Origin of the sequence: Streptococcus sp. DD04 (genome assembly GCF_001578725.1) — a bacterium.
GTDB classification, from domain to species: Bacteria; Bacillota; Bacilli; order Lactobacillales; family Streptococcaceae; genus Streptococcus; species Streptococcus sinensis.
This window is the reverse complement of record NZ_KQ968977.1, coordinates 156,793-180,584: the sequence shown is the minus strand read 5'-3', so window position 1 is coordinate 180,584 and position 23,792 is coordinate 156,793. Positions and strand designations below refer to the sequence as shown.

Below are 23,792 nucleotides of genomic sequence, written 5' to 3'. Positions count from 1 at the left end.
GGTCTTTTGTGGTATAATTGGAAGGAAGTGAACCAGAATGGAGAGTCAATTATGGTACCTATAGAAAAATCAAATCCGTCTGAAGTTGAAAAAATTTGCTTGGCATTATATAGAAAAATGAATTTTCAAGATTATCCTGAATTTAAAAATGAATTAAACAAATGGGTCACAGATAATATACCAGGACTTGAGAGTGAAAAGGATGCTTTTCTAAAGATAATGACAGGTGAGTATTCATTTTTAGAAAATATTAAAGAATTGTTGGATAATTTCGCAGATGAAGAACCTAGATTAGCAGAGTGTCTAAAAAAATCTTATGGAAAGATAGATTCGAGATTAAGGAGGAAAATAATTGATTTAAAGAACGTTTCTGTATGCCCGTATTGCAATCGTAATTATATAAACTCAACATATAAAGTACTTCATTGTAATAATTGTAGTCAAGAATTATTAGTAATTGATGAGGTTGAAAAAGAATGTCCAGGTTGCAAACAAGAGATTAACGGTCAGACTAAAGCAGTAAACACTGCTCAACTAGACCACTTTTTTCCAAAAGACAGCTATCCACTATTCGCTGTTTCATTTTATAATTTAATCCCTAGTTGTTATAGTTGTAATCATGTGAAATCTAATAAGGGTTTAGAATATAGCCCCTATGACACTAGTTTTCCATTCGATGATGTAAAGTTTACATACGTTCCAAAGTCTGTTGATGATATTGAAATCAAAATTGATTCTCATGATTCAGACTTTAAAAATGGAATTCGTATTTTGGGTATAGAGGAGCTATATCAAAGTCACATTGATGTAGTAAATGAATTGATTTGGAAAAAAGAAGTATATACAGATAGTTATAGAGATGGTTTGTCAAAAATCTTAAATCAAACAAATCTTGAATTGAGCAAAGCTGAGTTGAATCGCTTTATAACAGGTCACTACACAGACAATGAAAATTATGGGAAGAGACCACTTTCAAAAATGGTTACAGATATTAGTAAAGAAATTGGACTGATAGGAGGAGAGCAATGAAATTAATTGCTTTGGTTATTAAGCAGTATGATAGACTTTTTAAAGAACAGATTTTTAATTTTTCAGACAAATATAAAGTTGATTTTAACTTTGAAACGAATGAATTAAAAATTGATAAAAATCCAGATTATATCGAAAATTTTTATGGAGAGTCTATTTATAATATTTCACCGGTAGTTGGGATAAATGGGACTGGGAAAACAACAGTTTTAAACATAATTAGTGACTACTCACCAGATAAATTCGAACAAGACCCTGATAATCAATATTTTTTCCTTTTTGAACTTGGAAAACAGGAAGACCGAGTAAGATTTAATGTTTCTTGCAAAAATTTATATGTTGATGGTAATCAGAATAAGAGTTTTAATTATATTCTAGAAAATTATTATGAGCCCCGAAAGATCCTATACGTTAATTTGCAAAATAAGGGAGGAGGAACGATCGGATATCGGACAACGTTAAATCAAGAAGGATTGGCAATGTTTATACATTCATATCTGTGGTTAAGCGATCGTAAAATTATTAGTTCAGTTTTATCTTGTTCATTAGAGATTGAACCCTATGGTTTAAAAGATTATAGCGACTCAATTCCGAGAGGGATAAATGCTATAGGATTTTTAATATATAAGTCTATACATAATATTTTTTATGAAAAAAATGAATTTATCAAAAAAGTATTAACTGAATCTTTATTAGCTGAATGCGAAAAATATTTAGAGGAAGATGTTTCTGATTATGAGGACTCTGGATTTAATTTACTTTTAGATATAGTAAAAGAATTAGACCAAAATGAAGTAAAGGAGGAAGATAATAAATTAAAGGATGGAACAGGTAAAGTCAGAAAAGAGTATGTAGAATCAATAATTGCTATAGTTAAAATTTTTAAAGAAATCCGAGAAAATGGTTCTTTAATTGATAATGATTCTTCTTCAATTTTGCTAAAATACTCCAACAATAATAGAAGATTATTTGAAGACCTTAATGACAGACTACTTCAGTATACAAAATTGAAAGGATTAATGCGTGATTTATGTTATGATTTAAATAAAAGCTTTAATAATTATGCTTTGTTAAAAGAAACTCCTGATTATCATATGTCAACAGGAGAAGGGAACTTGATTGAAATATTTTCACAACTTTATTCGTATTTATTGAAGCATGAAAAAAGTGTTGAGGATATTATACTGCTAGTTGATGAATTAGAAACGGGAATGCATCTAGAGTGGTCTAGGAGATTAATAAAAATTCTTATTGATAATCTTTCTGAAATATTGGAAGACGAGGGAAAGGGTAGAAAGATCCAACTCATCTTTACAACTCATTCTCCTTACATGCTTTCGGATATTAAACTAGGAAATGTGATTATGATTGAAAAAAATCAAGAAACGGGATACTCAGAAGGTAAAGTTTTGCAAAATACGTTTGCTAAGAATATCCAAGAAATCATGAAGGAAAATTTGATTGATAACATTTATGGTGATTTTGCCTTAGCAAAGATTAATTCTATGATTGATAGACTAAACGGAGAAGAGAAACAGGAAGGAAACGAAGACGAGAAACTATTAAGAGAAATTCATTTGATCAGCGAGCCTATTCTTCGTAATAAATTATTAGAGATGTATGATAAGAAATACTATACCTCAGAATTTAGTATTGAAAAACAACTGCAGAAGTTGAATCTTAATGAGGAGCAGCGTGAGCAGGTTAGAGCAATGATTAAAGAAAATAAAAGAAATTCTAATGCGGATAAATAGTATTTGTACATAAATTATCTTAAATAGCAAAACCAAAGAATAGGAAGTGATAAGATGAACCACAAAATCGCAATTCTATCTGATATACATGGGAATACCACGGCCTTGAAGGCAGTTCTGTCAGATTCCAAAAAACAAAAAGCGACAGAATACTGGCTTTTGGGGGACATTTTTCTCCCTGGTCCAGGGGAAAATGATTTGCTAGCCTTGTTAAAAGACCTGCCTATCACAGCGACTGTTCGCGGAAACTGGGATGATTGTGTCCTAGAGGCCTTAGATGGGCAATATGGCTTAGAAGACCCACAGGAAGTCCAACTTTTGCGCATGACGCAGTATTTGATGGAGCGAATGGATCTTGATCAGATCGCTTGGCTACGGAGTCTGCCTATGGTTGCGAAGAAAGAAATTGATGGCCTGCGTTTTTCGCTCTCTCATAACTTGCCTGACAAAAACTATGGGAGTGACTTACTGGTTGACAATGATACGAAGAAATTTGACCAGCTACTTGATGAGGAAACAGATGTGGCAGTTTACGGTCATGTCCACAAGCAGTTGCTTCGCTATGGCAGCCAAGGGCAACAAATTATCAACCCTGGTTCGATTGGAATGCCCTATTTTGATTGGTCGGCCTTGAAAGATCACCGTGCCCAGTATGCCTTGCTAGAAGTTGAAGACGGGGAACTGGTAAATATCCAATTCCGAAAAGTCGCCTATGACTACGAAGCAGAGTTAGAATTGGCCAAAGAAAAAGCTCTCCCTTTTATCGAAATGTATGAAGAATTACGACGTGAAGATAACTACCAAGGCCATAACCGAGAATTGTTGGTTTACTTGAATGACAAGTACGGTTACACTGAGGATGTGAGAAAGTTTTTTGGAGAAAATGACGATTAATCCCCTGAAAGAAGGAAAGGTGAAAAAGAAGGCTAGAGTAGCTAAATCATCTAGTCATACTAATGAAGTTGTTGGATGATAATAGACTGGAGAAGTATCATGTTAGACATAAGAAACCAAAGTTTACATCTCCTTTTTGCAAGCTTCTATCTCGGACGTTGGTATTGTATCTGCATTTGGAATGACCCTGCATTACTATTCTGTAGAAAAGAGGCAGCAGAACTTGAAAAGGGAATTTGGCTGGCTTACCACAAACGTGCTTCAGCTATGATTTGACAATAAAATAATTTTGTATTATAATATATGTATTCTTTGCTTATAGGAGGCAATAATGAAAAAAATTATTACAGCGAGTGTAGCGCTTTTATCAGTTATCACTTTAGCAGCATGCTCAGGAAAAACAACTTCAGAACCTTCTGGTAAAGCTTCAAGCTCGGTAGAAAAAAAATCTACTTCAGAGAATCAATCAAGTGGCTCTGAAACTTCATCAAAAACGGCTAGTTCAGATGCAGAACTGTCAGAAATTGTTCTCTTGACTGACGAAGAAATCGACAATGCAAAGACAATTGGCGATATGAAAGCTCTCTTTGGTAAGTTGATTGATAATTACCAAAAATACATTACTGAAATTGGGAAGAAGGTTCCAGAAGCTGGGAAAGAAGCATACAATCAACAAGTAGAACCTGCAATTCAGTCTATGGAAGCTTCTAGAAAGGCATTTAATGACACGCTTTCAAGTGTTGGCTCAGACGATACAGAACTTCCAGAACAAAGTCGTGCCCTATTTGTTCAACAGTTGAAAACAGGACGTGATACCATGAAGAAAGCGATTGAAGGGGCTTATAAAGCTCTTGCTCCTCTCACATCTGGACAATAATATCAACAAAGTAGGTGAGCTATCACCTGCTTTTTCTGTGTTAAAATTTAAAAAGAGAAGCAAAGAAAGGGCACTTTGAGAGAAAAGTTTGAATATACAAGTTCCTGAGTGTTTTCTTATTTAGAGAAATCTGTAAAAATAGAGAATAGCTACTGAAAACATTCCTAACACTTTTTTAGTCAGGTTCCTTTCCATGGAAAATCCCTGCAAACTCTTACAAAATGTGATAAAATGAAGCTAGTAGATTTAGAAAAGGAAGTTACTATGAAATTTCTTGAGTTAAATAAAAAACGGCATGCGACCAAGCATTTTAACGATAAGCCCGTAGATCCAAGGGATGTGCGGACTGCGATTGAGATTGCGACTTTGGCCCCCAGTGCTCACAATAGTCAGCCTTGGAAGTTCGTTGTTGTGCGGGAACGCAATCAAGCTTTAGCTGAGACAGCTTTTGGTGGAAATGTTGCCCAGATTAAGGAAGCGCCAGTGACTATTGCCCTCTTTACGGATACAGATTTGACCAAGCGGGCTCGTAAGATTGCGCGCGTAGCTGGAGTGAGGAATTTCTCGGATGAGCAGCTCCAATTTTACATGCAGAATTTGCCAGCTGAGTTTGCTCGCTACAATGATCAGCAAAAGAGTGATTATTTAGCACTTAATGCTGGTCTGGTGGCCATGAATCTTGTCCTAGCTCTGACTGACCAAGGTATCGGATCCAATATCATTTTAGGTTTCGACAAATCCAAAGTCAATGAGGTTTTGGAGATTGACGAACGTTTCCGTCCAGAGCTCTTGATTACTGTTGGCTATACAGACGATAAGTTAGAGCCTAGCTATCGTTTGCCAGTCGATGAGATTATTGAGAAACGTTGATAAAATTCTATTTTTAGAATTTACGATTTAATTCGATAGATAGTTTGTTTTAAATCGAATGATGTATTGAGGTGAAATAATGACAATTGATTTTAAAGCAGAAGTTGAAAAACGCAGAGAAGCACTCTTGGCTGACTTGTTCAGTCTGTTGGAAATTAACTCAGAGCGGGACGATTCAAAGGCAGATAAGGAACATCCTTTTGGGCCCGGTCCTGTTCAAGCCTTGCATAAGTTTTTAGAAATCGCTGAACGGGATGGTTATGAAACGAAGAATGTGGACAATTATGCCGGGCACTTTACTTTTGGCGAGGGAGAAGAAGAATTAGGAATTTTTGCTCACATGGATGTGGTGCCAGCTGGAAGTGGCTGGAATACAGATCCTTACAAACCTGAAATCATTGATGGCAAGCTTTATGCGCGTGGTTCATCTGATGACAAAGGGCCAACCATGGCTTGTTACTATGGTTTGAAAATCATCAAAGACTTGGGATTGCCAGTATCTAAGCGCGTGCGCTTTGTGGTGGGGACAGATGAGGAATCCGGCTGGCAAGATATGGACTATTATTTCAAACATGTAGGCCTGCCTGAGCCAGACTTTGGCTTCTCACCAGATGCAGAATTTCCAATCATTAACGGTGAAAAAGGGAATATCACAGAATATCTCCACTTTGGTAACAGTAATGATGGCAGCTTTAAACTCAAGAGCTTCACTGGCGGGCTTCGCGAGAATATGGTACCTGAATCAGCTACGGCTATTTTTACAGCAGCAGTTGATGCAGCTGAATTGGATGAGAAATTGCAAGAGTTTGCGGCTGGCCACAAGCTTTCAGCTAGTCTGAAAGCAAATGGCGACGCTGTTGAAGTAACAGTCATTGGTAAGTCGGCTCATGGTTCTACACCAGAGGATGGTATCAACGGAGCAACCTACTTGGCTCTCTTCCTCAACCAATTTGACTTTGCAGGAGATGCCAAAGCTTATCTGGAAGTGGCAGCACAAGTTCTGCACAACGATTTCGCTGGCGAGAAGTTAGGAATTGCTTATACAGATGCTAAAATGGGCGCTCTCAGTATGAACGCAGGTGTTTTCGATTTCGATAGTGCTAAGGATGACAATACCATTGCTCTTAATATTCGTTACCCACAAGGAACTGATCCAAAAACGATTCAGGCTGATCTTGAAAAAGTTGCTGGTGTCGTATCAGTGAGCCTATCTGAGCATGGACACACTCCGCACTATGTCCCAGCAGATGATGAATTGGTAGCAACTCTTTTGAGTGTTTACGAAAAACAAACAGGTCTCAAAGGACATGAGCAAGTCATCGGTGGCGGAACCTTTGGCCGTCTTTTGAAGCGCGGTGTGGCTTTCGGTGCTATGTTCCCAGACTATGTCAACACCATGCACCAAGCCAACGAATTTACTGATGTAGAAGACCTTTTCCGTGCTGCGGCCATTTACGCGGAGGCTATCTACGAGCTAATCAAATAAAAAAGAAGAACTCGTTTGGCCTTGCTGGATGAGTTTCTTTGCAAGGAGCTGCCATGCAGACACTAGAAGATATTAGCAAAGCCATCATGGCTGATCCAGAAAATCAGAAATATACAGAGCAGGGGATCAAGCCGCTTTTTGCGGCGCCTAAGAAAGCTCGAATTAACATTGTCGGTCAGGCACCAGGTCTTAAAACCCAGCAGGCGGGGCTTTACTGGAAGGACAAGAGTGGAGACCGATTGAGAGAATGGCTGGGTGTTGATGAAGAGACTTTTTATCAGTCTGGATACTTTGCGGTCTTGCCTATGGATTTTTATTTCCCAGGACATGGAAAGTCTGGAGATTTACCGCCTCGTAAGGGCTTTGCCGAAAAGTGGCATCAGCCGATTTTAGAGCTTTTACCAGATATTGAGCTGACAATTTTGATTGGTCAGTATGCGCAGAAATACTATCTGCAACAAAAGGGGAATGTCAAGCTAACCGAGACTGTCCAACATTATCAAGACTACCTGCCCGACTTTTTCCCTCTGGTCCACCCTTCCCCTCGCAACCAAATATGGATGGCTAAAAATCCTTGGTTTGCGGAGCAGATTGTGCCAAATTTGCGGTCTCGTGTGCAGGAAATTATATTAAAGTGAGAGCAAAAGACTTCCTACAAGATATTTTTTGGGTGTCATACTTCGTAGAAACTTACAATTTGTATCACTGTTAGGCGATTTCAGACTAGATTTGTGAGAAATGACTCTTTAAATCAAATTGCTAGATTATTTGCAAAATAGGAATAATAAAGAAGGTGTCTCATGAAACAATTATTTTTATGTTCATATTTGGCTGATATCAAGAACCTTTTTAAGTCTTATGCGGCTGACAAAGGTCTGGGCGACCATCTGCTTTTTATCCCTACAGCCGGAAATGTGGAGGAATATCGAGATTACATTGATGAGGCAAAAGTAGTCTTTGAGGATTTAGGTTTTGCGGTAGAGGTTCTAGACCTGGATCAGACCGACCAAGAGACGGCTCAAGCTAAGATTTTCCAGACCAAGCTACTTTATATTGCGGGTGACAATAGCTTCTATCTTTTGCAGGAATTGAAAAAGAAGCATTTGCTCAGTTTGATACGGGAGCAGATTGCAGATGGTATGGTCTATGTGGGTGAATCAGCTGGCGCTATCATCACAGCTGAGGATATTGACTACAGCAAGCTCATGGATAATAAGGGAGTGGCAGGTGAACTGTCCGATACAGCAGCACTAAACGAAGTGGATTTTTATGTCCTTCCTCATGCTGGCGAAGAACCCTTTGTCGAAAGTTCCCAGGCCACTCTGGATACATACAGCGACCAACTGAATCTGCTTCCCCTCAATAATCGCCAAGCGGTGCTTGTGGAGGGTGAAGAAGTGCGGGTTTGGTGGAAAATAAATAAGAATATTGGGGTAGTATTTTGATTGAAAAGACATACGAAACATCAAGTGGAGTCATTCACTATTGGACAAATGATGGTGATGAATCATCCCAAAGAGCTCTTATCTTTTTACCTGGGCTAACTGCTGACCATAGGTTATTTGAAAAACAAATAGAATATTTTAAAGATACATATAGAGTCTTGGTTTGGGACGCACCTGGACACGCGTCATCTTATCCATTTTGTCTCGATTTTACTTTATTTGATTTAGCAACTTGGCTGGATGAAATATTTGTCAAAGAGAGAATAGAAAATCCAATAGTAATTGGTCAGTCAATGGGAGGATATGTAGGACAGGTTTATGCTCAACTTTTTCCTGAGAAATTAAAAGGTCTTGTTACGATTGATTCACCTTCCCTGCAAAGGAACTATTATACAGCTATGGAGTTGTGGCTCTTAAAAAATATGGAGGCAATTTATAGAATCTATCCATGGAAAGCTCTTTTGAAATCAGGCCCTAAAAGCGTATCAACAACAGCCTATGGAAGAAAACTGATGTATGATATGATGATGGTTTATGACGGAAATCAAGAAAGATATGCTTGTCTTGCAGGATACGGATATAAGATTTTTTCAGAAGCAGTAGAGAAAAAGCTTCCTTATGAAGTGAAATGCCCACAATTGGTTATATGTGGAAAAGAAGATCGTGCAGGGTCGTGCATACGATATTTGAAGGCTTATGAAAGAAATACTGGGAAGTCTGTTCAATGGATTGATGAGGCGGGACATAATTCTAATACCGACCAACCCGATATTGTAAATAGACTGATTAATGAATTTTTGAATAACAAAATTAAAGAAAAGCTTGGTTGAAAGACCGGCTTTTTGATATAATAGACTCTATGAATACAAAAGATAAAATTTCAAATTATCAACTGTTACTGGCTCAGCTGGAAGCTTTGCTGGATGGCGAGACCAATGCTTTGGCTAATCTGTCGAATGCTAGCGCCCTGCTCAATCAAGCCCTACCTAATTCTGTTTTTACTGGTTTCTATCTTTTTGATGGGTGCGAGCTGATTTTGGGGCCTTTTCAGGGCGGTGTTTCCTGTGTCCATATTGCCCTAGGCAAGGGTGTCTGTGGGGAGTCAGCTGAGAAAGAGCAGACGATCATTGTGGATGACGTCACCCAGCATGCCAACTATATCTCCTGTGATAGCAGGGCTAAGAGTGAGATTGTACTGCCGATGATAAAAGATGGTCGGCTCATGGGAGTGCTGGATTTAGACTCAGCTTTGATGGGTGATTATAATGACGTGGATCAAGAATATCTGGAAAAGTTCGTCCAGATATTGCTTGAAAAAACGACTTGGAATTTTGAAATGTTTGGAGAAAAAGCCTAATGTATCAAGCTTTATATCGAAAGTACCGTAGTCAGACCTTTGGTCAGCTAGTAGGTCAGCAGGTAGTAGCTACTACTCTACGGCAGGCTGTGGAGCAAGGGAAAATCAGCCATGCCTATCTCTTTTCTGGCCCACGTGGAACAGGGAAGACCAGTGTTGCCAAGATTTTTGCCAAGGCTATGAACTGTCCTAATCAAAAGGACGGCGAGCCCTGCAATGATTGCTATATCTGTCAGGCTATCACTGAGGGGAGCCTTGAAGACGTCATCGAAATCGACGCGGCTTCTAATAATGGAGTCGATGAGATTCGTGATATTCGAGACAAGTCTACCTATGCACCTAGTCTCGCCAAGCACAAGGTCTATATCATTGACGAGGTGCACATGCTCTCGACAGGGGCTTTTAACGCCTTGCTCAAGACCTTGGAAGAACCGACAGAAAACGTCGTCTTTATCCTAGCGACGACAGAGCTGCATAAAATTCCAGCTACCATTCTTTCTCGCGTCCAGCGTTTTGAGTTTAAGTCTATCAAGACGCAGGACATTATTGGTCATATTGAGTGGATTTTGGAGCAGGAAGGCATTGATTTTGAGAAGGAAGGTGTGCAGATTATTGCCCGTCGAGCTGAAGGCGGGATGCGAGATGCCCTGTCTATTCTCGATCAGGCTCTTAGCTTGACTCAGGAAAATCGTTTGACTACGGACATTGCTGAGGAAATCACAGGCTCTATTAGCTTGGGAGCCTTGGATGCTTATGTAGCTGCCTTGATTACTCATGATGCAGTTGCAGCCTTGGATAATCTCAATCTGATTTTTGACAGTGGCAAAAATATGGCTCGCTTCGTGACGGACCTCCTGCAATATCTGCGTGATTTGCTTATTGTCAAAACTGGCGGGGAGAATACTCATGCCAGCGAGCTCTTTCTGGAAAATCTTAAGACACCACAGGAGACTCTCTTTGCCATGATTGAGACGGCGACTAAGAGTCTAGCAGACATCAAGAATAGCCTGCAACCTAAGATTTATACAGAAATGATGACCATTCGACTGGCTGAGGAAAAAGCAAGCTTAGATCAGATTCCTGATAATTTGGCAGAAGAGTTGACTAATCTCAAGCAGGAAATCCAGCAGCTCAAGCAGCAATTAGCCAATGTCGGCAGTCAGCCAGCTCCAGCAGTTAAAAGAGCAGAAGTACGACCTCAGAAATCCAAGACTTATCGGGTGGACCGCAATAAGGTCAATGCCATCTTGGAAGAAGCGGTGGAAAATCCTGAATTGGCTCGTGGCAATTTGACCAAGCTGCAAAATGCTTGGGGTGAAATCATCGAAAGTCTGGCGGGCGCGGACAAAGCCTTGCTCATTGGTTCTCAGCCAGTCGCAGCCAATGAAAATCATGCTATTTTGGCATTTGAGTCTCATTTCAACGCTGAGCAGACCATGAAAAGAGAAAATCTCAATACCATGTTTGGGAATCTGCTGAGCAATGCTGCTGGGTTTTCACCAGATATTCTGGCCATTTCCCTAGAGGATTGGACTCAAATTCGAGCAGAATTTTCAGCTAGAAGTCGTAGCAATAAAGCAGAAGCAGCCGAAAAGCAAGAAGGAAGCTGGATTCCTGAGGGATTTGATTTCTTAGCAGAGAAAATCACCGTACAAGATGATTGAATTTAGATTTTTATGATTTTTCATGCTATAATGGAAGAATGAATAGACGACAATTTATTGTAATGGCGGCTTTTACAGCCCTAGAAACTTATTTTTTTAATGAAGCGATCATGTCTGAACATTACCTGATGGCTATTTTCTGGGCCTTTCTGATTGGGCGTAATCTGCAAATTAGCTATGTCATGGGGCGGATTGTGGATGAGATTGATAAACATTTGAAGAATAAGTAAATGTTCAAAGTGAAATAAATGGCTCCTTGTCACTATAGTAGGTGACAAAGAGCCATTTTTCTTATCTTCCGAAAGGTAATAGCTAAGCGGTTACTTCTACTTTGCCTTTACCAGCTGATGAGGGAAACTTCCCCGCTGTTGAGCCAGATTTCCTTTCTGTTCTCCAACTGGACTAGGAGTTGCCCGCTATCAGAGATGTCACGGGCGATCCCCTTATAGGTTTGATTGTTTTGATGGAAGCTCACTTGTCGACCAAGGACTAGGGATTGCTTCTTGTAAAGGTAAATGAGCTCCTCTGGGGCACTTTTGTAGAAGCAGGTCCAAATTTCGGCAATCAATTCATTTCTGGTGATGGGAGCTGGGGCGCTAAAGAGCGATCCTGCCTTATTTTGCAATTCTTTGGGAAACTCACTAATGCAAAAATTAAAACCAACTCCGATAATGACATCTGTGACGAGGCCAGTTTCGATTGAAGTAGTGGCTTCGGTCAAAATGCCAGCAATTTTCTTGTTTTTGTAGTAGATATCATTGACCCACTTGATGTCCACATCCATGAGGGTCAAATTTTTGACTGCCTTATAAATAGCCCCTGCTGTCAGAATGGTATAGGAAGGAATTTGCTCAAAAGGCAGGTTGGGCTTGAGATGGAGGGACATATAAAAGCCACCTTGATTGGGGCAGAAAAAGGACCGTCCGAAGCGACCGCGGCCGGCGGATTGAGCAGCAGCTAGATAGAGGGTATTTGCCTCGCCACCTGCTTCCATACCTGCTTTTGCATCCATCTGAGTAGATTGACAGTTTGGGTTAAAGGAAACCTTGATAGGTGCCTCTTGCTCAATCAGGTCTGGAATCAGTAAATCTCCTGTTTTAAGCTTGTAGCCACGATTTTTAATGGAATCAATTTGCACCCCTTCTTTTTCCAAGCGCTGAATGGCCTTCCAAATGGAGGTTCTGGAAATGCCTAATGTCTGAGCCAGGCTTTCTCCGTTAACATAATCGTCAGCTTGGCTGAGAATGGTAAACAATTTTTCGTAGGTTTTCATAAATTCTTTTCTATTAAATGCTGCTTTCTCGAATGGTCAGCTTGGTAGAAAGTTTGACCATATAGGGAATGGAATCCTCTTCGGATGCTAAACTTTGATCCAGAATATGCAGAGCCTGTTTACCCATTTCTTCTGTAAAAACGGTGACCGTACTGAGACTAGGATAGATGTACTTAGCAATAGAGGTATCATTAAATGAAATGATGCTGACATCTTGGGGAACCTGGATTCCGTGTTCTTGCAGAGCCCGCAAGGCACCGATAGCCAAAGCATCGCTAGAGATAAAGAAGGCGGGTGGCAGCTTGCCTTTGTGCTCGTTAATGAGCTCAGTCATCATCTGATAGCCTGATTCCGAAGAAAAGCTGCCTACCTTAACGAAGTCAGGTTGATAAATTTCTTTTTCAGATAGATACCGCTGAAAGCTTGCTAAACGAGGGTCGCTGATGATGCTAGTCTGGTCAGAGGTTCTTTCTTGTCCGGCAATCATGCCAATCTGCTCAAAACCAGAAGATATGAAGTGCTGAAGGACCTTCTGTACAGCATGTTCAAAATCAACCGTTACACAGCTGTGGCCTGCATTAAGCGTATCACTGTCGATAAAAACTAAGTGGTTGCTGTACTGCTCCAGCTGTTGAATTTGAGCTGGGCTAAATTTACCGATGGCAATCAAGCCATCAATGCCTTTCAATAGCTCAAGAGAATCGTTTTGAAACACTCTGAGAATCTCATAGCCCAATTCCTGGGCTTTTTTTTCAATACCCAAGCGAATAGAGTAGTAGTAGAGGTCATTGAGTTCCTCCTGCTCGGTGTACCATTCGATAAGCCCGATACGGTAGGCTTGAGTCCTGTTTGGCTTAGTTTTTCTTGATTTTTTATAGTTTAGCTGCTCAGCAATGTCAAAAATCTTTTTTCGAGTGCGATCACTGACCGACATGGCAGGGTCGTAATTGAGTACGCGAGAGACCGTAGCGGGAGAGACCCCAGCAGCCTGAGCAATATCCTTAATCGTAGCCATTTGATTTGGTCCTTTTTAATTTACTGTCTACATAAATTATAACTCAAAAAATAGTAAATATCAAAGTTAAGTTTAGTAAAACTTAACTTTGTTCTCGAAATGAGCTGGGTGAAAAGCCAAAATATTTTTTAAAAGCCTTTGAAAAGTAAAGTGGATCTGAGAAACCGACAGAATAGGCGATAAATTGGATAGGCTCACGGGTGCTTTCGAGGAGTTGTTTAGCTCGATGCATGCGTATATAATGCAGATACTCTTTGGGAGAGAGTCCATTGTATTCTTTAAAAATGGTTGTCAAATAGCTGCGATTGACATTTAGTTCATTAGCAATACCTTGAATGCTCAGTTGTTCAAGCGGATAGCGAGTTTCTAGAATACGTTTGGTATCTATATACAACTGATAAGTGGAATTTTGTTGTTTCAGGAGCTGTTGGTTTGGTGCGAGTTTCCCTAGTTTAAATAGTAGTTCATAGAGCATGGCGAGAAGTTGTAAATGACTTAACATGGTAGATTGGGAATGTTCAGCTTCTTGAATAATATCTATAATAAACTTTCCCAAACTATCAGTAGGAGTACTACTTGAATTTCTTAGAAATCCTGTTTTGCCAATTTCTGATAAGTTAAAATAATCCGAAACCTTTGTTCCACTAATTCCGAGCCAATAATAGGACCAAGGATTTTCAAAATCTGCTTTATAGTAAGTTAGTTCGTTTGGTTTTAGTAGGAATAAATCACCAGCTTTCAGGAAAAATTGTTCTCCTTTATAGTGAAAGACACCTTTGCCTTTTGTAATAAAATGAAGGATGAAACCGTCACGAATAGCAGGTCCGAAAGAATAGTTCGGCTGGCAATCTTCATAGCCGTAAAAGTCTAATAATAAATCAATTGTTCCCGTCTGGTATTCAGAAAATATAAGCATACTTTTTACATCTCCGTACATTAGAAATAGTATTGTATTTTTTATTGTTACCTAACATTTTACCATATTTCCCTAACATAATTCTATTTTAGGAAGCGATTTCAAAAGGTAAAATATTAGTAAATATGGAGGTTCAGAAATGGCTATCAAAATAGACAAGCATCTATTCTACATCAATACAAAAGATTCCAGTCTTATCATCGAGGAAAGGGATGGCTACCTTTTGCTTAAACACTTAGGCAGAAAAATCGAATCCTATCATTTTTCCAATACAGTATTTGAGCGAGACCATGCATTTTCTGGTAATCCGAGGTCGAATGAGAGGAGTTTTAGCTTAGATACCCAGCGGCAGGTTTTGGGGCAGCATGGTTTAGGAGACTTCCGGCAACCTTCTCTGCAAGTCCAACATGCTAATAATGAAGTAACAGATTTTCGGTTTGTTGAGAGTCAGCTGATTAAGGGAGGTTTGGAAGTTCCAGGATTGCCTAGCCCTCACAGTACAGAAGATGCAGAAACACTGGCCTTTATTTTAGAGGATACAGTAGCTCACTTACGCCTCACTCTCTATTACACAGCTTTTGAGGATAGCAATACCATTGCAACCTTTACTAAGCTGGAAAATATCGGTAGAGAGACAGCAGTCATACATAAGAACTTGAGCTTAATGGCAGATTTGCCGGTAGGTGCTTATGATGTGATTAGTTTACAGGGAGCTTATGCTAGGGAAAAAACAGTTCGTCGTCACAAGCTAGAACAGGGAATTTTCAAAATAGCTTCCAACCGAGGAGCTTCTGGTCACGCGCAGACTCCAAGCCTTATCCTTTGTGATAGTGAAACGACGGAAGAGGCTGGTCAAGTTTGGGCAATTCAGCTCCTTTATAGCGGAAACTTTGAAGCTTGGATTCAGCAAAATCAGTTGAATGAAGTTCGGCTAGGTATCGGTATCAATGAAGATAACTTTGCTTGGAAACTGGAAGCGGGGCAAACTTTCTATAGTCCTGTTGCTCTGTTGAATTATTCGGCTCAGGGTTTGACTGGTCTTAGTCATGAGAGCCAAGCTTTTGTTCAAGAGCATATCATTCCTAAAGCTTTTGCGAAGCGAGAGCGGCCAATTTTAATCAATAACTGGGAAGCAACTTACTTTGATTTCAAAAAAGAGAAGTTGCTAGAGTTAGCAGATGAGGCACAGAAAGTTGGTATTGAGCTCTTTGTTCTCGATGATGGCTGGTTTGGCAACCGTTTTGATGACAATCGAGCTCTGGGCGACTGGTTTGTCAATGAAGATAAGCTAGGTGGCAGTTTGACAGAGCTCATAGCAGAAGTTCATAGCAGAGGATTGCAATTTGGTTTATGGGTTGAGCCAGAAATGATTTCCGTAGACAGTCAGCTTTATCGGGCACATCCAGACTGGGCTATTCAAGTACCTGATCGGGATCATACTTACTCTCGCAATCAACTCGTATTGGATTATGCTAATCCAGATGTGGTAGCATATATCAAAGAAACACTGGATCAGTTATTAAGTCAGCACGATATTGACTACATAAAATGGGATATGAATCGTAATATTACCAATCTTGGGAATGGCACTGACTATCTGGCGACCCAAATGCAGTCGCATAAGTATATCTTGGGGCTTTATGAAATTGTAAAATATTTGACAGAGAAATATGAGAATATTCTCTTTGAGTCCTGCTCAGGTGGTGGTGGACGAAATGATCTTGGTATGATGCGGTATTTCCCTCAAGTCTGGGCTAGTGACAACACCGATGCCATAGCTCGTTTGCCAATCCAATATGGGTCTTCTTATCTTTATCCGACTATTTCAATGGGTGCCCATGTGTCGGCAGTGCCTAATCATCAGATGGGACGAATTACTCCGCTGCCAACTCGTGGTCATGTGGCTATGATGGGAAATCTGGGGTATGAGCTTGATTTGACTAGTCTATCAGATGAAGAGAAAGCGGCGATTGCAGACCAGGTGAAGTTGTATAAAGAATTACGGCCAGTGGTCCAGTTAGGACGTCAGTATAGGCTAATCAATCCAGATGTTGGCTCCAATGAAGCAGCAGTTCAATTTAACTATGGAAATCAAACGATTGTAACCTACGTCCGAGTCTTATCAGTTGTGGAAACGATGGAAACAACCTTGAAACTAAAAGACTTAGAGGAAGAAGGGCTTTATGAGCTACAGGGAAATGGTGCAGTTTACTCAGGTGCAGAACTCATGTATGCTGGTATCACTATGAATCTTCCGCAAGGAGATTATCTTAGCAGACAGTTGCATTTTATTAAAAAATAAGGAGGCTAGACTATGAAATGGTATAAAAAGATGAGCTTAGCTGCTATTACAGGACTGTCCCTTTTGGGGCTGTCAGCTTGCAGCAGCCAAGGTGAGTCAACAGATGGTAAGGTAACGATTGAGTATTTCAATCAGAAAGGTGAAATGGTTGATACACTTCGTGAGATTGCCAAAGACTTTGAAAAAGAAAATCCGAATGTGCATGTGAAAGTGGTAAACGTCCCTAACGCTGGGGAAGTACTCAAAACGCGCGTTCTGGCTGGAGATGTTCCTGATGTTGTCAATATCTATCCCCAGTCTATTGAATTGCAAGAATGGGCTAAAGCTGGGTACTTTGAAGATTTATCTAACAAAGATTATCTCAAGCGAGTTAAGAATCATTACGCAGATAAATATGCGATAGATGGAAAGATTTACAATATTCCTTATACTGCTAATGCATATGGTATCTATTACAACAAAGATAAATTTAAAGAACTGGGATTGAAAGTTCCAGAGACTTGGGATGAATTTGAGGAATTGGTTGATACGATTATAGCAAAAGGGGAAACGCCTTTTGCCATTGCAGGAGCAGATACTTGGACCTTGAATGGTTATCATCAGTTGGCTATTGCTACTTCTACAGGTGGCGGTAAGGAAGCGAATGATTACCTACGTTTTTCCAAGCCAAATGCCATCAAGTCTTCAGATTCAGTGCTTAAAGATGATTTCAGGCTGTTAGATTTATTCCGCAAAAAAGGTGCCATGCAAACCAACTGGCAGGGAGCAGGCTATACTGATGTTGTCGGTGCCTTCGCTAGAGGCGATGCCCTGATGACTCCAAATGGCTCTTGGGCTATCACAGCAATCAATGCGCAAGATCCTAAGTTTAATGTTGGAACTTTCCCTTTCCCTGGGAAGCAAAAAGGACAAAGCTTGACCATTGGAGCAGGAGACCTAGCTTGGTCTATCTCGTCAAGTAGTAAGCACAAGAAAGAAGCCAATGCTTTGGTTGAATATATGTCACGTCCAGAAGTTATGCAGAAATATTATGATGTGGACGGCTCACCAACAGCTATTGAAGGTGTCAAGGAAGCTGGGTCAGATGCACCGCTAGCCGGTCTTGCTGAACTAGCATTTACAGACCGACATCTCGTTTGGCTAGCTCAAGACTGGACTAGTGAAAGTGATTTTTATACCTTGACTGGGAACTATATTACAACTGGAAACAAAGAGGATATGGCGAAAGCACTAAATGCCTTCTTCAATCCGATGAAAGCAGACGTAGAGTAGGAGTAGATCTACTATGAAAAAATTGATTGAGAAATATTGGGGCTGGCTCTTTGTCCTTGTTCCCCTTGTACTACAGGCTGTATTCTTCTATGTGCCCATGTTTCAAGGTGCCTTCTACAGCCTGACAAACTGGACTGGTTTGACCTATAATTATAAGTTTGTCGGACTTAATAACTTTATGCTCCTCATGAGCGATCCTAAGTTTATGAACGCGATAGGCTTTACATTGATCATTACTATTTGTATGGTGGTTGGTGAGATTATGCTGGGAATCTGGATAGCTCGAGCTCTTAACTCGAAGATAAAGGGAAAGACTTTCTTTCGAGCTTGGTTTTTCTTCCCCGCTGTTCTATCTGGATTGACTGTGGCTCTTATCTTTAAGCAACTTTTCAACTACGGATTGCCAGCTATAGGGAATGCCTTAGGAATTGAATTTCTTAAAACCAGCCTTTTAGGAACGAATGGCGGTGCAATCTTTGCAGCAATCTTCGTCTTGCTTTGGCAAGGGGTAGCCATGCCCATTATCATCTTCCTAGCTGGTCTTCAGTCTATCCCGACTGAGATTACAGAAGCAGCTCGAATTGATGGAGCTAGCAGCAAACAAATCTTTTGGAAGGTGGAACTTCCTTATCTCCTACCAAGCGTTTCCATGGTCTTTATCTTGGCTCTAAAAGGTGGTTTGACAGCGTTTGACCAGGTCTTTGCCATGACAGGAGGCGGTCCGAATAATGCGACCACCTCTCTAGGACTTCTGGTATACAACTATGCTTTTAAGAGCAATCAATTTGGTTATGCCAATGCCATTGCTGTTATCTTGTTCCTCTTGATTGCGGTTATTTCTATTATCCAGTTGAGAGTATCTAAGAAATTTGAAATCTAAGAGGAGAAGTCCGATGAAAAATGCAGAAAGAAAAGCTAATTTTAGTAAATATATCTTGCTAACACTGGGGTCTATTATCATTTTAATTCCACTCTTAGCAACGATATTCAGTTCCTTTAAGTCTACCAAAGACATCGTTAATAATTTTTTCGGATTTCCAACTCAACCGACTTTAGAAAATTTTCAACGCCTTTTGGCTGATGGTATCGGAGGCTACTATTGGAATTCAATTGTAATCACGGTTCTATCTTTGGCTGTTGTCATGATTTTTATTCCCATGGCTGCTTACTCTATCGCTCGTAATATGTCTAAAAGAAAAGCTTTTGGTATTATGTATACGCTTTTGATTTTAGGGATTTTCGTTCCTTTTCAAGTTATCATGATTCCTATTACAGTTATGATGAGTAAGCTAGGACTAGCCAACACTTGGGGATTAATTATCCTCTATCTGGCTTACGCTGTTCCACAGACTCTCTTTCTCTATGTAGGCTACATTAAGATTTCCATTCCAGACAGTCTGGATGAGGCAGCAGAAATTGACGGTGCTGGAAAGTTTACAACTTATTTCAAGATTATCTTTCCTATGATGAAACCCATGCATGCGACAACCATGATTATCAATGCCCTCTGGTTCTGGAATGACTTCATGCTTCCTCTCTTGGTACTCAATAAAGACTCCAAGATGTGGACTCTGCCACTCTTCCAATATAACTACACAGGTCAATACTTTAATGATTATGGACCGAGCTTTGCTTCTTATGTTGTTGGGATTATCACCATTACTATCGTTTATCTCATCTTCCAGCGCAATATTATTGCTGGAATGAGCAACGGAGCAGTGAAGTAAGCTCAAGATACAAAGCCCGTAAACTACTGAATTAGTAACGGCTGTGGAAAAATAGGGAATCTGAAAAAGAAGCTTCAGCTTCTTGGAAGATTCATCTTTCGCACAGGGCTTAGGGCGTGTTCTATTCAGCGCACGGGAAAGGATATAGAAGACAAGATTTTAGAGGAGAAGACTATGGCTATTCAAAATAAGACCATGCTGATTACTTACTCAGACAGCCTGGGGGAGAATTTAAAAGATTTATATGACAATTTAGAAAAGCATTTTGGGGATGCGGTTGGAGGAGTGCATTTGCTTCCTTTCTTCCCCTCAACTGGTGACCGGGGGTTTGCCCCAGTAGACTATGAAGAGGTTGATCCAGCCTTTGGTGACTGGGAGGATGTAGAAAAGCTGGGCGAGAAATATTATCTCATGTTTGACTTTATGATCAACCACATCTCACGCCAGTCCAAGTATTATAAGGATTTTCAGGAAAAGAAGGATCAGAGTGAGTATCGTGACCTCTTTCTCAGCTGGGATAAGTTTTGGCCAGAAAATCGTCCGACGCAAGCTGATGTTGATTTGATTTATAAGCGTAAGGATCGTGCACCTAAGCAAGAAATCGTCTTTGCAGATGGAAGCACCGAGTATCTGTGGAACACCTTTGGTGAAGAGCAGATTGATTTAGATGTTCGCAGTCAGGTAACTAATGATTTCATCAAGAAAACATTGCGTCAACTGTCAGAGCATGGCTGTGATCTGATTCGTTTAGATGCATTTGCCTATGCAGTCAAAAAGTTAGATACCAATGATTTCTTTGTTGAGCCAGAAATCTGGGATTTATTAGAAAAAGTTCAGCAGCAAGCGGCTGAGTTTGGGACGGATATTTTACCAGAAATTCATGAGCATTATTCTATCCAGTTCAAGATTGCAGAGCATGGCTACTTTGTCTATGATTTTGCGCTGCCGATGGTAACTCTTTATTCTCTATACAGTGGCAAAGCAGAGCGTCTAGTCAAGTGGCTTGAAATGAGTCCTATGAAACAATTCACAACACTGGATACTCACGATGGTATTGGGGTTGTTGATGTTAAGGATATTCTGACTGACGAAGAAATTGACTTTGCAACCAATGAACTATATAAGGTTGGGGCTAATGTTAAGCGCAAGTATTCCTCAGCTGAGTACAATAATCTAGACATTTACCAGATTAACTCGACTTACTACTCAGCCTTGGGCGATGACGACAAGAAGTACTTCATTAGTCGTCTGATTCAGGCTTTTGCTCCAGGGATTCCACAGGTCTATTATGTTGGTTTCTTAGCTGGGAAAAATGACCTTGAACTGCTAGAAAATACTAAGGAAGGCCGCAATATCAACCGTCATTATTACAGTAATGAGGAGATTGCTGAAGAAGTCAAGCGTCCAGTTGTGCAAGCCTTGCTCAAGCTTTTCAGTTACCGCAACCAGTCTGCTGCCTTTGACCTAGATGGCACTATTGAAGTGAATCTATTGGATGAAAATAGCCTCCGGATTGTCCGTAGCAATGCAGATAAATCAGTCACTGCTCAAGTAGTTATTAACCTCAAAGAATTGACATATAGCGCTAGTGAAAATGGCCAAGCTATCACTTTTGAATAGAGATAAGAAAAGAGAAGAAGAATGGTAGAATTAAATCTGAAAAATATTTATAAAAAATATCCCAACAGCGATCACTATTCAGTGGAAGACTTCAATCTAGATATCAAGGACAAGGAATTTATCGTCTTTGTCGGTCCGTCCGGTTGTGGAAAATCAACTACGCTGCGTATGATTGCGGGTCTTGAAGACATCACAGAAGGAACTGCCTCTATTGACGGTACAGTGGTCAATGATGTGGCACCAAAAGACCGTGACATCGCTATGGTCTTCCAGAACTATGCCCTTTATCCGCACATGACTGTCTACGACAACATGGCCTTTGGTCTCAAGCTGCGCAAGTACAGCAAGGAAGATATTGACAAACGGGTGAACGAAGCAGCAGAAATCTTAGGCTTGAAGGAATTCTTGCAGCGCAAGCCAGCTGATTTGTCTGGTGGTCAGCGTCAGCGGGTAGCTATGGGACGCGCTATCGTTCGGGATGCAAAGGTTTTCCTCATGGATGAGCCTTTGTCAAACTTGGATGCGAAGCTGCGTGTTTCTATGCGGGCGGAGATTGCCAAGATTCACCGCCGTATCGGAGCAACAACTATCTACGTAACGCACGACCAAACAGAAGCTATGACCTTGGCGGATCGTATCGTTATCATGTCAGCGACCAAGAATCCTGCTGGAACTGGAACGATTGGACGAGTGGAGCAGATTGGTACACCGCAGGAAGTCTATAAACATCCGGCAAATAAGTTTGTTGCCGGCTTCATTGGCAGCCCAGCTATGAACTTCTTTGAAGTGACACTGGAAGATGGCCGTCTTGTCGGACCAAACAGAGACTTCAGTCTCCAAGTCCCAGAGGGCAATCTTAAGGGGTTGCGGGAGAAGGGCTATGAAGGCAATAAGTTGATTTTTGGTATTCGTCCGGAAGATATCAACATGGAACCAGCCTTTCTGGAAACCTTCCCTGAGTCGGTTCTAACTGCGAAGATTTCTGTTTCTGAGTTGCTTGGAGCGGAGTCTCACCTCTACTGTGTGGTTGGTGGCAGTGAGTTTGTTGCCAAAGTTGATGCACGTGATCATATGAATACCGGAAGCAGTATTAAACTTGGCTTCGACCTAAACAAGGCGCATTACTTTGATGCTGAGACGGAAAACAATATTTTCTAATCTATTGCTCCTTATAAAATAATCCAGACAGATTACTGTTTGGATTTTTACAAAAAAATCTATCTATGAAATTAGTAAATTTTTACTAAATTTATTGAAGTTTTACTCGGAAACAGTTATAATAAATATAAGAAAACGATTACAATGTCGATCATTCATTTTAAAGGAGTTTAGCTTATGTCAAACCTAATTTCAGCGGAGCAAGTCCGCGCAGATTTTGCCAAAGTTTTTGGAGTAGAAGCGGATTATACATTCTTTTCACCTGGTCGGATCAATCTGATTGGTGAGCATACGGACTATAACGGCGGCCATGTCTTTCCTGCAGCAATTTCTCTAGGAACTTATGGAGCGGCTCGCAAGCGGGACGATCAGCTCCTACGATTCTTCTCAGGGAATTTTGAAGAAAAAGGCATCATTGAAGTGCCGCTGGAAAACCTTCGTTTTGAAACAGAACACAACTGGACCAACTATCCAAAAGGAGTTTTGCATTTTCTGCAGGAGGCTGGCCATAAGATTGACCGAGGAATGGATATCTATGTTTATGGAAATATTCCCAACGGGTCGGGCTTGTCTTCTTCTGCATCTCTAGAGCTTTTGACGGGTGTCATTGCTGAGAAACTCTTTGATTTGCAGTTGGAACGTTTGGACCTAGTGAAAATCGGTAAATTAACTGAGAATGAATTTATCGGGGTTAATTCTGGCATTATGGACCAGTTCGCTATTGGAATGGGAGCTGACCAGCGGGCTATTTACCTTGACACCAATACTCTTGAGTATGATTTGGTACCGCTTGATCTCAAGGACAATGTCGTAGTGATTATGAATACCAACAAGAGACGTGAGCTGGCTGACTCTAAGTACAATGAGCGTCGGGCGGAGTGCGAAAAAGCTGTTGAAGAACTTAACCGCAAGCTATCTATCGCAACCTTGGGTGAGTTGGACGAGTGGTCCTTTGACGAGTATAGCTATCTGATAGAGGACGAAAATCGCCTCAAACGGGCTCGCCATGCTGTTTTGGAAAATCAGCGCACTTTGCAAGCGCGGGCAGCTTTGCAGGCAGGCGATCTTGAAAAGTTTGGCCGTCTCATGAATGCGTCTCATGTTTCTTTAGAGCATGACTATGAAGTGACTGG

The 23,792-nt window shown here is 40.6% G+C and carries 22 protein-coding genes; 19 read left to right on the top strand and 3 right to left on the bottom strand.

All coding sequences use genetic code 11. The features are described from left to right. Window positions 1-51 precede the first annotated feature (51 nt). From STRDD04_RS03615 to STRDD04_RS03555, 12 genes are all read left to right on the top strand, one after another. Window positions 52-1,029: a hypothetical protein gene (locus STRDD04_RS03615; RefSeq protein WP_062199418.1), complete on the top strand. Its 978-nt coding sequence runs from the start codon at window positions 52-54 to the stop codon at window positions 1,027-1,029. Next, window positions 1,026-2,783, top strand: coding sequence for an AAA family ATPase (locus STRDD04_RS03610; RefSeq protein ID WP_062199416.1), 1,758 nt, complete (start codon window positions 1,026-1,028; stop codon window positions 2,781-2,783). Before STRDD04_RS03615 ends, STRDD04_RS03610 begins: the two co-directional genes overlap by 4 nt. 54 nt (window positions 2,784-2,837) lie before the next feature. Beyond that, window positions 2,838-3,677, top strand: coding sequence for a metallophosphoesterase family protein (locus tag STRDD04_RS03605; protein WP_062199414.1), 840 nt, complete (start codon window positions 2,838-2,840; stop codon window positions 3,675-3,677). Window positions 3,678-4,008: 331 nt separating this feature from the next. Continuing rightward, the gene (locus STRDD04_RS03595) at window positions 4,009-4,554 is read left to right on the top strand and encodes a hypothetical protein (protein ID WP_062199409.1); all 546 of its coding nucleotides are present in this window, start codon (window positions 4,009-4,011) and stop codon (window positions 4,552-4,554) included. A gap of 264 nt (window positions 4,555-4,818) precedes the next feature. Beyond that, window positions 4,819-5,424: a nitroreductase family protein gene (locus STRDD04_RS03590; protein WP_062199407.1), complete on the top strand. Its 606-nt coding sequence runs from the start codon at window positions 4,819-4,821 to the stop codon at window positions 5,422-5,424. A gap of 79 nt (window positions 5,425-5,503) precedes the next feature. After that, window positions 5,504-6,910, top strand: coding sequence for a dipeptidase PepV (gene pepV, locus STRDD04_RS03585; protein WP_062199406.1), 1,407 nt, complete (start codon window positions 5,504-5,506; stop codon window positions 6,908-6,910). Between the two features lie 53 nt (window positions 6,911-6,963). After that, complete coding sequence (locus STRDD04_RS03580) at window positions 6,964-7,548, top strand: uracil-DNA glycosylase family protein (protein ID WP_062199404.1); 585 nt, start codon at window positions 6,964-6,966, stop codon at window positions 7,546-7,548. A gap of 162 nt (window positions 7,549-7,710) precedes the next feature. Further along, the gene (locus tag STRDD04_RS03575) at window positions 7,711-8,355 is read left to right on the top strand and encodes a Type 1 glutamine amidotransferase-like domain-containing protein (RefSeq protein WP_062199402.1); all 645 of its coding nucleotides are present in this window, start codon (window positions 7,711-7,713) and stop codon (window positions 8,353-8,355) included. Beyond that, a complete protein-coding gene (locus STRDD04_RS03570; protein WP_062199400.1) occupies window positions 8,352-9,185 on the top strand; it encodes an alpha/beta fold hydrolase in 834 nt (277 codons plus the stop codon). The genes STRDD04_RS03575 and STRDD04_RS03570 overlap by 4 nt, the downstream gene beginning before the upstream one ends. 29 nt (window positions 9,186-9,214) lie before the next feature. Next, a complete protein-coding gene (locus STRDD04_RS03565) occupies window positions 9,215-9,712 on the top strand; it encodes a GAF domain-containing protein (protein WP_062199876.1) in 498 nt (165 codons plus the stop codon). Beyond that, complete coding sequence (gene dnaX / locus STRDD04_RS03560) at window positions 9,712-11,376, top strand: DNA polymerase III subunit gamma/tau (RefSeq protein ID WP_062199398.1); 1,665 nt, start codon at window positions 9,712-9,714, stop codon at window positions 11,374-11,376. The genes STRDD04_RS03565 and dnaX overlap by 1 nt, the downstream gene beginning before the upstream one ends. A 38-nt stretch (window positions 11,377-11,414) precedes the next feature. Then, the gene (locus STRDD04_RS03555; protein WP_037617201.1) at window positions 11,415-11,606 is read left to right on the top strand and encodes a DUF3272 family protein; all 192 of its coding nucleotides are present in this window, start codon (window positions 11,415-11,417) and stop codon (window positions 11,604-11,606) included. A 107-nt stretch (window positions 11,607-11,713) separates the two neighbouring features. Here the strand turns inward: STRDD04_RS03555 and birA are convergent, their stop codons facing one another. The 3 genes from birA to STRDD04_RS03540 all read right to left on the bottom strand — a co-directional run bounded on the left by birA (window position 11,714) and on the right by STRDD04_RS03540 (window position 14,580). Beyond that, window positions 11,714-12,649, bottom strand: a complete 936-nt coding sequence (birA, locus tag STRDD04_RS03550) for a bifunctional biotin--[acetyl-CoA-carboxylase] ligase/biotin operon repressor BirA (protein WP_062199396.1) — start codon at window positions 12,647-12,649, stop codon at window positions 11,714-11,716. Window positions 12,650-12,662: 13 nt separating this feature from the next. Continuing rightward, window positions 12,663-13,664: a LacI family DNA-binding transcriptional regulator gene (locus STRDD04_RS03545; protein WP_062199394.1), complete on the bottom strand. Its 1,002-nt coding sequence runs from the start codon at window positions 13,662-13,664 to the stop codon at window positions 12,663-12,665. A gap of 82 nt (window positions 13,665-13,746) precedes the next feature. After that, complete coding sequence (locus STRDD04_RS03540) at window positions 13,747-14,580, bottom strand: AraC family ligand binding domain-containing protein (protein WP_062199392.1); 834 nt, start codon at window positions 14,578-14,580, stop codon at window positions 13,747-13,749. Window positions 14,581-14,719: 139 nt separating this feature from the next. Between STRDD04_RS03540 and STRDD04_RS03535 the strand changes: the two genes are divergently transcribed. The 7 genes from STRDD04_RS03535 to STRDD04_RS03505 form a co-directional block, all read left to right on the top strand. Next, complete coding sequence (locus STRDD04_RS03535; protein WP_062199390.1) at window positions 14,720-16,882, top strand: alpha-galactosidase; 2,163 nt, start codon at window positions 14,720-14,722, stop codon at window positions 16,880-16,882. 12 nt (window positions 16,883-16,894) lie between these two features. Further along, complete coding sequence (locus STRDD04_RS03530) at window positions 16,895-18,154, top strand: extracellular solute-binding protein (RefSeq protein WP_062199388.1); 1,260 nt, start codon at window positions 16,895-16,897, stop codon at window positions 18,152-18,154. A gap of 13 nt (window positions 18,155-18,167) precedes the next feature. Continuing rightward, window positions 18,168-19,034 (top strand): carbohydrate ABC transporter permease, encoded by an 867-nt coding sequence (locus STRDD04_RS03525; RefSeq protein ID WP_049552989.1) that lies wholly within the window; start codon window positions 18,168-18,170, stop codon window positions 19,032-19,034. Window positions 19,035-19,047: 13 nt separating this feature from the next. Then, window positions 19,048-19,881 (top strand): carbohydrate ABC transporter permease, encoded by an 834-nt coding sequence (locus STRDD04_RS03520; protein WP_002912289.1) that lies wholly within the window; start codon window positions 19,048-19,050, stop codon window positions 19,879-19,881. A gap of 174 nt (window positions 19,882-20,055) precedes the next feature. Continuing rightward, on the top strand, window positions 20,056-21,501 hold the full coding sequence (gtfA, locus tag STRDD04_RS03515; protein WP_061422904.1) for a sucrose phosphorylase: 1,446 nt from the start codon (window positions 20,056-20,058) through the stop codon (window positions 21,499-21,501). A 21-nt stretch (window positions 21,502-21,522) separates the two neighbouring features. Then, window positions 21,523-22,659 carry an ABC transporter ATP-binding protein gene (locus STRDD04_RS03510; RefSeq protein ID WP_062199386.1) on the top strand — a complete coding sequence of 379 codons (1,137 nt, stop codon included), beginning with the start codon at window positions 21,523-21,525 and terminating at the stop codon, window positions 22,657-22,659. Between the two features lie 177 nt (window positions 22,660-22,836). Further along, window positions 22,837-23,792 (top strand): galactokinase (locus tag STRDD04_RS03505; RefSeq protein WP_062199874.1); only part of this gene is annotated, 956 nt, incomplete at its 3' end.